The sequence below is a fragment of the Saccharomonospora saliphila YIM 90502 genome (assembly GCF_000383795.1).
Lineage (GTDB): Bacteria > Actinomycetota > Actinomycetes > Mycobacteriales > Pseudonocardiaceae > Saccharomonospora > Saccharomonospora saliphila.
Map to the genome: position 1 here is coordinate 34,333 of NZ_KB912624.1, position 11,347 is coordinate 45,679.

8 protein-coding genes are annotated in these 11,347 nt (G+C 72.0%); 2 read left to right on the forward strand and 6 right to left on the reverse strand.

Going from position 1 to position 11,347, the window contains the following annotated elements:
* From SACSA_RS21305 to SACSA_RS0103605, 3 genes are all read right to left on the reverse strand, one after another.
* Positions 1-1,015, reverse strand: a 1,015-nt coding sequence (locus SACSA_RS21305; RefSeq protein ID WP_232212821.1) for an acyltransferase family protein, incomplete at its 3' end; no start/stop codon positions are given.
* Positions 1,016-1,134: 119 nt separating this feature from the next.
* A complete protein-coding gene (locus SACSA_RS0103600) occupies positions 1,135-4,368 on the reverse strand; it encodes a glycosyltransferase (RefSeq protein ID WP_019813574.1) in 3,234 nt (1,077 codons plus the stop codon).
* A 59-nt stretch (positions 4,369-4,427) separates the two neighbouring features.
* A complete protein-coding gene (locus SACSA_RS0103605; protein WP_019813575.1) occupies positions 4,428-5,849 on the reverse strand; it encodes an SAM-dependent methyltransferase in 1,422 nt (473 codons plus the stop codon).
* Positions 5,850-5,927: 78 nt separating this feature from the next.
* On the opposite strand from SACSA_RS0103605, the gene SACSA_RS0103610 reads away from it, so the two are divergent.
* Positions 5,928-7,277, forward strand: coding sequence for an alginate O-acetyltransferase AlgX-related protein (locus SACSA_RS0103610; RefSeq protein ID WP_019813577.1), 1,350 nt, complete (start codon positions 5,928-5,930; stop codon positions 7,275-7,277).
* A gap of 185 nt (positions 7,278-7,462) precedes the next feature.
* Here the strand turns inward: SACSA_RS0103610 and SACSA_RS26565 are convergent, their stop codons facing one another.
* Entirely contained in the window at positions 7,463-7,993 is a 531-nt protein-coding gene (locus tag SACSA_RS26565) for a hypothetical protein (protein ID WP_019813579.1), read from the reverse strand.
* On the opposite strand from SACSA_RS26565, the gene SACSA_RS26570 reads away from it, so the two are divergent.
* Complete coding sequence (locus tag SACSA_RS26570) at positions 7,973-8,920, forward strand: flagellar basal body-associated FliL family protein (protein WP_019813580.1); 948 nt, start codon at positions 7,973-7,975, stop codon at positions 8,918-8,920. The two genes, SACSA_RS26565 and SACSA_RS26570, sit on opposite strands and share 21 nt — an antisense overlap.
* A 370-nt stretch (positions 8,921-9,290) precedes the next feature.
* Here SACSA_RS26570 and SACSA_RS0103625 read toward each other — a convergent pair whose 3' ends face one another.
* Together SACSA_RS0103625 and SACSA_RS27015 are read right to left on the reverse strand one after the other, a co-directional pair.
* Entirely contained in the window at positions 9,291-11,081 is a 1,791-nt protein-coding gene (locus SACSA_RS0103625; protein WP_048876392.1) for a gamma-glutamyltransferase family protein, read from the reverse strand.
* Positions 11,082-11,142: 61 nt separating this feature from the next.
* The coding region (locus SACSA_RS27015) for a hypothetical protein (protein WP_269634700.1) at positions 11,143-11,347 on the reverse strand (205 nt) is incomplete at its 5' end.

The window sequence follows — 11,347 nt, forward strand, 5'->3', positions numbered from 1 at the left end:
CGCGCGCCGCGCGGGCACGCCCGCGTGCTCCCGCAGGCCTCGGCAGGTGCCTGCGCAGCCGTTGGCTCGGGGCCTCGACGAGGACCCACGACAGGACCCCGCACACGTAGGCGGCGGGTACGGCCAGTGCCATCAGCACCCACTCGTCGCGCACCCCGGCCGCGACGATCATCTGCTGCACCGGGAAGGCCCAGATGTACATCCCGTAGCTGCCGAAAATCCATCGTCCGTCCACTTCGAGGCGTCGCGGCCAGTGATGGGCCAGCACGATCGCCCCGTACGAGGCCATGACGGCCAGCAGGTACCGGTCCAACGGGGTCTGGTGAAGCAGGATCCAGAGCGGGAGCAACACGGCGGCCACCCACGGCACCAGCGGTATCCGATCGCGGAAGGTGTGCATCACCATGCCCATGGCGAAGGGCACCATGAACGCCACGATCGAGCCGATCGGCACCTCGACCAGCGAACCCGCGTCACCGTGGTAACCGAAGTAGGCCTGGATCTGTCCGTCGTAGACCAGCAACACCGCGAGCACGGGCAGCACGAAGTATCGGCTCACCCCGAGCGCCAGCACAAGGCCGACCGCGAGCACGAGAACGTAGCCGACCACTTCGATCGGCAGTGTCCACAGTGACCCGTTGACCGACCAGGGATACGGGTTGTCGCCGAACACGGCGGGCAGCCGGTGTTGCAACAAGAACAGCAACGACGTGCCGACGAGGTAGCGCCAGGTCTGCTTCTCGGTGAAGTACTCGGCGGCCGGGATCGTCGTGAACAGCGGGCCGATCACGAACACGAGCGTGAACACGAGCACCAGCACGGGCGGAAAGATCCGCAACAGCCGCTTCGCGCAGAACCGGAACCAGGACGGGTCCCTGGCCCAGCTGTCGCTGATCTGATACCCGCTCATGGCGAAGAAGCCCATCAGCGCCACATACCCCGGCGAGGCGTTCCAGCTCTCCGGGAACACGGTGAGCCGCTCGGGATGAACCAGCGGCACGCTGTGATCGATCACTACCGTCGTGGCTCCGATCAACCGCAGCCAGGCGAACCCGAGGTTCGGGTCCGCCCGGGAGCGGAGTCCATCTGCGTTCTGCCGAGCCACTGGTCCCCCCAGAGTTCACGGAAGGCGGATCACCGCATGGGTCCTTCGGGCAGCAGCGTGGTCAGGGTCTTGCGCGCGACCTCGGGCCCGAACTTCGCTTCCACTGCGACCTTGCCCGCGCCGGAGAGCCGCGTCCAGAGCACGTCGTCGTCGAGAAGGTCGGCGATGTGGCCGGCCAGCGACTCCGCGGTGTCGCCCACGAGCACGTCCGTGCCGTGGGTGAGGTCCATGCCCTCCACCGCGAGTGTCGTGGCGGCCACCGGGACACCGTGCGCCAGCGCCTCGCCGACCTTGCCCTTCACCCCCGCGCCGAACCGCAGCGGCGCGGTGACCACCCTCGCCTGCCGGTACATCGCGGCGAGGTCGCGGACCCAGCCGTGCACGACCACCGCGTCGCCGTCGAGATCGAGTACCTCGGGCGGCGGCTTGCTCCCGACGACGTGGGCCACGGCGCCGGGGTGGCGCCGCCGCACCAGCGGCATGACCTCCTCGGCGAGCCAGCGCGCGGCGTCCCGGTTCGGGCGGTGGTCGAACCCGCCGACGAACAGGATGTCCGAGCGGCCCGACGGTGAGGCGGGGGCGGGATCGACGTCGTGCACGTTGGACAGCACCTCGACCCGAGCGGAGGGCACCAGCTCGGTCAGCAGATCGCGTTCGGCGTCGGAGACGGTCAGTGTCACGTCGCAGGCGCGGCTGAGGCCGAGCTCCAGCTCGCGCAGCGCGTCAGCCCGGCGCGACAGGGACGCCTGCCCGGTGGCATCCCCCAGCTCGCCCGCCAGCTCGGCGTGCCGCGTGAGGCGCAGGAAGTGCAGGTCCACGGTGTCGTAGGCGACGACGCAGTCGGGCGCGTGCTCGCGGAGCTGTTCGAGCCACTGCCAGCCGATCTGGGGCCGGGACAGCAGCGCCAGCCGCAGCTCCGGCCCGACCTCGCGGAGGAACTCCTCCTGCTGGCCCAGGTCACCGAGCACCGTCACGCCCGCCCGGTGCAGGGGGTCGGCATAGCGGCGCCGCAGCGTGTCGTTGCCGGGGAAGAACACGACACGCTGGTCCAGGCCCACCAGCAGATCGAGGATGCGCGACATGCGCACCGAACCCGAGTCCTCGTCCGGACGCGGCAACTGGTGGTCGGCCACGAGGACGAACCCGCCGCGGTGGCCGCGGCTCGTGCGGCCGCGCCCGACCCAGACATTGCGGGGCGAGGCCTCGGCCCGGTGGTCGGCCAGCGCGTCGGCCCACTTCTCGGCGAACACCGCACGGTTGAGTTCCTGGTGCCGCTTCACCCCCGAGCCGGTGTCGGTGCCGTTGGAGATCCCCTCGTGGTGGGTGACCACGGACGCGGGCTGGACCATCGTCCGGTACCCGGCCGCTCGCACGGCGAAGGCGAGGTCGGTGTCCTCGTAGTAGGCGGGCGCGTAGCGGGGGTCGAAACCGCCGACGCGCTCGAACACGCTCCTGCGCACCATCAGCGCGGCGCCCGAGCAGTAGTCGACCTCCCGCACGGTCTGGAACCACGGCTCGGCGGCGCGACCTCCCCGGCCGTAGTTCCATCCGCTGCCGTCGGACCAGACGATGCCGCCGCACTCCTGCAAGGTCCCGTCCGGATAGACGAGCTTGGAACCGACGAGACCGACGTCCGGGCACCGGTCCAGCAACGACACCGACTCGTCCAGCCAACCGTGCTGGACCTCGGTGTCGTTGTTGAGGAAGAGGACGAACTCCCCGCGCGCATGCTCGGCGCCGAGATTGCAGGCGCCGACGAAACCCCGGTTGCGCTCGGCACGGACGAGACGCACCCCCGCGCACGCGGCCACGTGCGCGGGGGTGTCGTCCGGCGAGGCATCGTCCACCACGATCACCTCGAACGGTGTGGCGGGAAGGTTGGCCTGGACCGAGGCCAGGCAGCGCCGCGTGTAGGGCCACTCGCCGTGCACCGGGATCACGACGCTGACGATCGGGCGGTCGCTCGTGGTCACGGCGACGGGCGAGAGGTCCTCCGCCGCCGTGGGGGCGGGTCCGGTCGGCCTGCCGAGGGCCGCCTCGTACACGTCCCGCCGCCGGGTGCCGCGCGGCGCGATCCGCTCGACCGTGCCACGGTAGCGGCCGACGAGGCGCTGGGCCAGCGCGGACTGCTGCGCGCGCAACGTCGCGTTCTCCCCGGACAATGCCCCCAGCGCGCTGCGCAGTTCGCCGTTGTTGCTGGTCAGCCACTCGATCCGCGCGGCACTCCTGGCGAGGCGACCGCGCAGCAGGGCGTTGTCCTCGGATGCCCGGTGCAGGGCGCGTTCGGCGCGGACGGCGCGTGCGAGGGCGTCGTCCCGTTCGGCGGCGTGCCGCGCGGCCTGGCGTTGCTCGTGCGTGTGGGCGGTTTCGGCCCTGTCGAGCTGGCCGCGCATCCGGGTCGCGGTGTCCCGCAGGTGGGCCATCTCGGCCGCGCGGTAGCTCTGCACGAGAGTGAGGTCGGGGTCCACCAGCACCGACGCCTCGGGGCCGGTGACGGGACGGGCGGAGGCGACGCCGAGAAGGTAGGTGTGCCCGGCCCCCGGCGAAACCGCCCAGCGGCGGTCCGCGCCGTCGCCACCCGCACCGTCGGCCGTGTCCCCGTGACCGGTGCCGTCCCGGTCGAGGCGAATGCCGGTGAGCGTATGGAGCTCGACACCCCCGCCACGAGGTCCGTCGTGCACGAGCGAGCCCACGGCGACGGTCTGCCGGACGACGGACACGTGCTCGAACGCCGCCGTGAGCAGGCGCCGGAAACCGTCCTCGGTCAGCTCCTTGACATGGTAGGGGTTGTCGTTGCCGTGCTCGTGGGTGTAGACCGCGACGTCCGGGGTGCTGCACAGCAGGACACCGCCGGGCGCGAGCCGCGCCCGCGCCAGGCGCACGAGCTCCTCCTGCTCGGCGACGTGCTCGACCGCCTCGAAACAGGTGACCACGTCGAACGGGGCCTCGTCCGCCAACAGTGCCGCGTCGGTGATCGAGCCGATCTCGAACCGCAGGTTGGTACGCGGGTACCGGCGCCGGGCGTGTTCCACCGTGCGGTCGTCGATGTCCACCCCGACGACCTCGTCCGCACGCTCGGCGAGCATGGCCGCCCCGTACCCCTCACCACACGCGAGGTCGAGCACCCGTTTGCCCTCGACGTGCGAGAGCGCGAACGCGTACCGGTGGTAGTGCTCGTAGATGACCTGGTGGTCGTCCACCCACGGGACGCAGCGCTCCCCGGTCCACTCGATCCACCGCCCCTGGTGAGCCCCCGTCGTCATGCGGGCAGGCTATCGGTTGAGGCGTGCCGTTCGGTGCCAGGTTCGGGTTTCGCTCGGCCTCAGCCCTGCTCTGCCCCGAGCGTGATCCCGTTCAGCACGTAGGACAGATGCCGCCGGTCGGCGCCGACGCCGACCTCGCGCGGCACGGCCCACCAGCCCGCCGACAGCGTCAGCTCGGCCGTGCGCCGCGCGGGCACACGCAGGTCCAGACCATGCCGCGTGGCCCCGTGTCCCGCGTGCAGACAGCCGACGGGCTCGCCGTCGAGGGCCACGGCCAGCGTGCCCACCGTGGGCATCCACTCCGGCACGTAGAGGTCGAATTCGACGCGGTCGACGGCCGCGGTGGTGCGCAGCGGCACGGTCGCGGTCCGGCCCACCCAGCGGTCGTGGTGCACACCGTTCAACCGCCCCACCGCGAGGCCCGCGCCCCGCACGAGCCCGTGCGGGTCCGCCGTGCCGGGGTGGAAGGAGACCCGGCCCGTGGAGTCCACGACGTCCGTGCGGCGCACCGACCGTTCCGGCGTCCGGTTCCGGTAGGCGCGCAACGTCGCCGGCCGCGGGTGGAACAGGGCGGTCAGCCGCGTCGGGGTGACCACGCCGAGGTCGACGAGAGTGTCGTCGAGCGCGCCGATGTCGTCGATGAGAGCGCGGTGGTGCTCGTCGGACATGTCGAAGTTGTGCCCGTACACCCGGTCGACGAACGGGTCGACGACGTTGCCCGCCGCGAGGAAAACACTCGGGTGCAGGTAGTCCAACAGCACCGGGAGCACGTCCTGGGAGCGGATGCCTTCGAAGCCGTCGGCGGCGCAGTCGATGTCGGCGAAGTGCTCGTCCACCTCACCGGTGATCGCGTTGCGGCGCAGCTCCGGCGGCAGCGTCGCCCAGATCCGGTCGATCACCTCGTGTGCCTCCGGCCACCGGCGATGCCCGTTGCGGCCGATCATGTCGTGGACGACGAACGTGCCGTCGGGGCGCAGGCTGTCCCGCACCTGCCCGTAGAGGTGTTCGAGGTCGAGCACGTGATGCAGCACCTGGTAGGCCACCACGACGTCGTGCTCGGCGTCCGCGCACCAGGTGTTGAAGTCGGCCTCGATGTGCTCGACCCGCCCGGAGAGACCGTGTTCGCGCGCCGCGTCGGCCGCACGCCGCTGCATCGCGGAATTGATCTCCAGAAGGCGCACGCGCACGTTGTGCACACCGTGGGCGGCCAGGGCACGCAGCCAGCCGAGCTCCAGATCTCCGTTGCCGCTGCCGAGCGAGAGCACGACCACCTCGCGGGCGCTGTCCTCGGCGGCCGCGCGGATCGTGTCGACGACGAGCGAGTCGAGGCTCGGCACGCCGAGCTCGCGCAGCTTCGGCAGCAGGTGCCTGCGCGCCCAGCGGTGCGCGGATTCGGGCAGGTTCCCGTGCACGTCGACCTGCTCGGCGAACACGTCGCGTTCCGCGGCGAGCCGCTCCTGATAGTCCAGCCGCTCCGGCACCGACCCTCCACTCACGCGTGTGCGTCGACCTCCGCGATCCGCCTCCCCCAGGCGGGACCCGCGGCTACGATACGGCCCGTGACTCCCGGCACTCCGGCGCACCCGCCCCCGAACCGACCGAGGCCGCACGCGGCGTCGGCGACCGCGAGGACGCGGGCGGCGCTGCCGCCGACACCCGAGTCGTGGCTTCCCCGCGAGCACAACCTCTACCGTCCCCGGCACAGCCGCAGGCAGCGCACCGCGCTGGTCTGCGCCGTCGCGTTCTTCCTCGCCCCGGCGCTCGCCTTCGTGCTGGGCGTGCGGGCGCAACCCTTCGAGAACCGGGAGCTGCACGACTTCCCCAGCCCGGCCGACGGATGGGGCTTCTTCACGGGCCTCCAGGCCTGGGCCACCGACCACCTGCCGTTGCGCGAGGCCGGTGTCGACGCGGCGAACGCGGTCAGCACCGGAGTCTTCGGCGACGAGCCGGGGGCGTCGTCCGGCGCGCGCCAGGGTCCCGTCGGCGTGGACGGCGGGGAGAACGGCCCGCGGCGCACCCCGATGGAGCTGTATCCCAGGGTGGTCTCGGGCACCGGCGACTGGCTCTACTTCGGGGACGACATCACCAGCAAGTGCTTCCCCGCCCGGGACGTCGACCAGGTCATCGCCGCGCTGAACCGGCTCCGGCGGGCGGTGGAGTCGTCGGGCCGCCGCTTCGAGCTGGTGTTCGCACCGGACAAGACCACCGCGGTGCCCGATCATCTGCCGGAGGACTACCTGGGACGGGAGTGCGCCGAAACCCGCGCGCGGGAGTTCTGGCGGCGTGTCCCGGCCGAGACCGGTGCGATCGACCTGCGGCCCGCCCTGAACCACACCGACGATCAGCTCGGCGTGCCCGCCTACGGACCCCGGGACAGTCACTGGACCTTCGCGGGCGGGCTGACCATGACCTACGCGCTGGCCGAGCGCATCGAGCCGGGCAGCACCGACTCGTGGGAGGTCGAGACCAGCGGGCGCCGATGGTGGTCCGCCGACCTGCCGCGTCTGCTCGGGTTCTCGGAGGACCGGAACCTGCACACCTTCACCCTCGCGCCGGACGGCGGGCAGGACAGGGCCGACTACGTCGCCAGCGACTTCAGGAAGCCGCTGCGCCGCAGCCGGTCCGGGGAGGCGGTGGACGGCACGATCGACGACTCGGTGGGCGTCGTGGCCGATTCGTTCACCCAGTTCGCCTCGCCGTACCTGGCCGCCACGGTGCGGGACCTGACGATCGTGCACGCCGACACGGTCGCGCAGGCACCGCCCGGGCGGCTCGCGGGACTGTTGGCCGATCGTGATGTCGTGGTGTTCGAGTTCGTCGAGCGCATCGTGGCGGGCGGAGGCAGTGCCCTGCTCCGGGACGAGGTCATCGGCACGATCGAACGCACGCTGGCACGTCACCCGAGATAACAACCGGATGTCGACGGCCGGAGACACCTGATCTGGCTACAGCCATGCGCCACCCACACAGTAAGTTACGTGCGGGTGGTCCGCACCAGGACCGCAAGGGCAATCGCGACGTGCCGGGACGTCAGCCGACGTTCACACACACGAACAGTCCCGAAGGGGGGCCGGGGGTGACCTGGCAGGAAGAGCTACGCAAGCTGGATGAGAGCCTCGCGTCCGGCAACCTGTCCGCGGACGAGTACCGGACCCGGCGTGACCAGATTCTTTCCTCCGCTGTCAGCTCGCCGGACCAGCAGGCGGAGCCAACGGGGGACGCCGACTCCACCCAGATCGTCGCGCCGCTCTCGGGCCACCAGGGGCAGGCAGGCCACCAGGGCCAGGCGGGCCAGCCCGGGCAGGCCCCGATGGGTCAGCAGCCCCAGCCGAGCCAGCCGCAACCCAGCCAGCCGCAGTTCGGCCAGCCGCAGCCCAGCCAGCCACAGTTCGGCCAGGCCCAGCCCGGCCAGCACCAGCCGAACCAGCCCCAGCCGGGCCAGGCCCAACCCGGTCAACCACAGCCCGGCCAGCAACAGCCGGGCCAGCAACAGCCGGGGCAGCAACAGCAGCCGGGTCCCCAGCAGCAGACCCCGCAGCCGGGCCCCGAGGCCACGCAGGTCGTCTCCCCCGCCGCGGACCAGGGCGCCGAGCGCACCCAGGCCGTGCAGCCGTGGCAGAGCCAACCCGCGTCCCCGGCGGGTGGTTTCCAGCAACCCCAGCAGGGCTACCCGGCCTCGCCGCCCGGTGGGTTCGCAGGCCCGCAGCAGGCTCAGCAGGGCCAGCCGTGGAACGCCCCGCAGGGCGACTCCGCGCCGCCGTGGGGCGGGGGCGACTTCCCGCCGCTGACGCCGCAGAGCAACGCCGACTGGGGAGTGAGCCAGGGACCCGAGTCGTTCGACGACGAGCCGTCCCCCTCCGGCAAGGGCCGCACGATCGCGTTCTCGACGCTCGCTGTCGTCCTGCTCGTCGGCATCGGCGTGGCCGTCTGGCTGTTGTTCCTCGCCGACGACAGCAGCCCGGACAATCGCGCGCAGGACGCCGGGCCGCACAACGGACAGGGGTCCCAGCAGGTGAGCACCCCCACCAGCACCCCGCTGCCGACCCCGCCCGCGGCGAAGCAGCCGCCGACCGACAACGAGTCGGCGCTGATCGACCCGCCCGGTGAGGAGCGGGGAGGCGGCGGCGAGTTCGACAGCGAAACGATCGAGGACAAGGGCATCCTGCCCGACAGCGTGGTCGCCGCACTGCTCGACACCGACATGGGCAAGGGACTGCTCAAGACCACGGTGACCGAGAACGACACCACGGTCAGCCTCTACTCGATCGAGGTCGGCAGCGAGAGCGAGGCCACGACCGTGGCCGACGAGTACGAGGTCACGCAGCAGGACGGCAACATCCCGCCCATCCGCGATCTGTCACTCCAGGGCGTCCCGGTCTTCGGCGCGGGCAACGCGAACGACAACAGCGTCTACCGCAGCGTCTACGTGCTCTACGACCGCGTGGTGATCCTCGAGGTCTTCGGCCCCGAGCGGGAGAAGGTGGAGAGCCTGTTCGCCGACATGCTCGACCAGCAGGTCGAGCACGCGCCGCCGAGCTACACCGGCTACTGAGCCGCGCCGGGTGTCGCCGCCCGGTCCTCCATTACCGCCTCCGCGCCGGGCCGCCGGCACCGTGTCGGCCGCCTCCGGGCGTGCCCGCGCTCGCCGGAGTGCGGAGCGCCTGCCGCACGCCCGCGTCGTGAGGATGGGTGAAACCGCCGCGTGTCGGCGGCGCCGTCCCCGGCCGGGCGCCCGGGGCCGCGCATCATCGGTCCCGCACCCGAGCACAGGGAGGCGCTGTGTGGCTCCACGTCGCGCTGGTCGTCGTGTTCGCGCTGATCTTCGCGTTCCGCACGGCCCGCACACTCCTGCGGTACACCGCTGAGGCCCGCGACCGTCCGTGACCGCTCGTGCCGGACTCGCCCGCGCCGTGCGCGGCGGCTCAGCGCCCGACGGCGTAGCCCTGCATGCCCCGGGGGTTGGCCGCCGCGCGCAGGATGCCCGTGGTGGCGTCGCGGGAGACCGCCGAGAGCCTGCCGAGCGCCCACGGGCCCGCGTCCACCACGTCGTGGCCCCGCTCGGCCAGCTCCGCGAGCACGTCGGCGCCGAGGCGGGACTCCACGACCAGCTCCTTCGGCCGCCACGAGCGCGGGTAGAACGAACTGGGGAACGCGGTCGTGTGCCAGGCGGGGGCGTCGATCGCCTCCTGAAGGTTGAGCCCGCCAACCAGGTGCGCGAGCCAGAAGCAGAGCTGCCATTGGTCCTGCTGGTCGCCGCCTGGGGTGCCGAAGGCCAGCACGGGTTCGCCGCCGCAACGCAGGGCCATCGACGGGGACAGCGTGATGCGCGGCCGCGTGCGCGGCCGCAGCGAGTTCGGCAGGCCCTGTTCGAGCCAGAACATCTGGGCACGCGAGTCGAGGCAGAAGCCGAGTTCGGGGATGGTCGGCGACGACTGCAACCACCCGCCGGAGGGGGTCGCGGAGATCATGTTCCCGTCCGCGTCCACGACGTCGAGGTGCACGGTGTCGCCGCGAGTGCGCCCGGCGGGGTCCACGGTGGGCTCCCCGACGGCCCCGCGTCCCGCGCCCTCGCCGCGCGTCCGGGCGAGGATTTCCGGCAGCCGGGGGTTCGCGCCACCGGGACGCAGCTCACCGCTGGCCTCGTCGCCGACGAGCGCGCGGCGGCTCTGCGCGTAGTCCCAGGACAACAACGTGTCCAGGTCCACCTCGCCGGTGTCGCCGTAGTACGCCTCGCGGTCGGCGAAGGCGAGTTTGGCGCACTCCGTGGCCAGGTGGACGGTGCGGGCGTCGGGCCTGCCGTCGGTGTAGGTGAGCTGGTCACGGAAGCCTTCCAGCAGGCGCAACTGCTGGGCCAGCACCGGCCCCTGGGTCCAGGCCCCGCACTTGACGAGGCTGAACTCGCCGAAGTCGGTGACGACCGCGTCCTCGTAGGTCGCCTCCCACGACGCGAGGTCGTCGCCGGTGAGCAGGCCGGCGTGGTCGCGGCCGGAGTCGTCGCGATACGCCGTCCGGCAGAACTGGTCGATCGCCTCGGCGACGAAGCCCTGGGACCACGCCCGGCGGGCCGCGTCGATCTGGGCTTCCCGTCCGGTGTGCCGCTCGGCCTCGCCCAGCAGCCGCTGCCACGTGCGGGCCAGGGCCCGGTTGCGGTGCAGCGAGCCGGGGGTCGGGGCCTCGCCCGAGGGCATCCACAGTTGGGCCGAACTGGGCCAGTGATGGACGAACAGGTCGGCGACGGCGTCGATCGTGTCGGTGATCCGGCCGACGACGGGCACGCCCTTCCAGGCGTAGGACACGGCGTACTTCAGGACGTCGCGCAGGTGCTTGGTGCCGTGGTCGCGCAACAACAGCAGCCACGCGTCCCACGCGCCGGGCACGGTGGCGGCGAGCAAACCGCTGCCGGGGATCAGGTCCAGACCGAGATCGGCGAAGTGCTCCGGCGTGGCCGCCGAGGGGGAGACGCCCTGCCCGCAGAGCACGCGGGGGGTGCGGTCCCGCGCCGTGGCGAACAGTGCGGGCACCTGCCCGGCGGGGCCGTTGAGGTGCGGCTCGGCGACCTGAAGGACGAATCCGGCCGCGACCGCCGCGTCGAAGGCGTTGCCGCCGTCCTCCAGCAACGCCATGCCGGTCGTGGACGCGAGCCAGTGCGTGGACGCGATCATGCCGTGGGTACCCGCGAGCTCCGGTCTGGACGTGAACACAGGTTCGACCATACGGGTGATCACTTTGTTCGCTCAACTAACTTAGGCCGTTCGGCGGCCACCCTCCGTACGTTTACGGCACAGTAGGCGAACGAACGTTAACCTTCATCTCGGGCATCCGGTATACCGGCACGAGCAGCGTCCGCCGCGCCGTCCCGGGTGCGGTCGAGACCTCCGGAGAAAGGACCAGCATGCGAATCGCAGACACCGCCGCCGTCGTGACCGGCGGCGCGTCCGGCTTGGGCGGCGCGACGGCGAAGGCCCTGGCGGCCCGGGGC

Coding starts and splice junctions, on each gene's coding strand:
- SACSA_RS0103625 (WP_048876392.1), bottom strand. CDS start 11,081: ATGGTCGAACCTGTGTTCACGTCCAGACCGGAGCTCGCGGGTACCCAC.
- SACSA_RS0103600 (WP_019813574.1), bottom strand. CDS start 4,368: ATGACGACGGGGGCTCACCAGGGGCGGTGGATCGAGTGGACCGGGGAG.